The sequence below is a fragment of the Massilia sp. 05N420 genome (assembly GCF_056397205.1).
Window position 1 is genome coordinate 1 of sequence record NZ_JBFTMX010000159.1, and the last position, 484, is coordinate 484.

Sequence of the window (484 nt, forward strand, 5' to 3'; positions counted from 1 at the left end):
CCCTTTGAGCGCAAGCGAAAAGGATAGGAATTCCAAATCCAACTAAAGATGAGCATTGGCAATGAGAACGATTAAGTGTCGTAAGGGCATTTGGTGGATGCCTTGGCATGCACAGGCGATGAAGGACGTGATACGCTGCGATAAGCCGTGGGGAGCTGCGAATAAGCTTTGATCCATGGATCTCCGAATGGGGAAACCCACCTTAAATGCTTAGAAAATCATTCTGGTTGTTCTGCAACCCGAGTGGTTTCTAAGCATTGTGATAAGGTATCTGCACCTGAATACATAGGGTGTAAGAAGCGAACGCAGGGAACTGAAACATCTAAGTACCTGCAGGAAAGGACATCAACCGAGACTCCGCAAGTAGTGGCGAGCGAACGCGGACCAGGCCAGTGGCAATTGTGGTTAAAGTGGAACAAGCTGGAAAGCTTGGCCGTAGTGGGTGATAGCCCCGTACGCGTAGATACCATGATTGTCCTAGAGT

At 49.0% G+C, this 484-nt stretch carries 1 rRNA gene; it reads left to right on the plus strand.

Going from position 1 to position 484, the window contains the following annotated elements:
- Positions 1-69 precede the first annotated feature (69 nt).
- Positions 70-484, plus strand: a 23S ribosomal RNA gene (locus AC1DIX_RS27770); the annotation flags it as partial.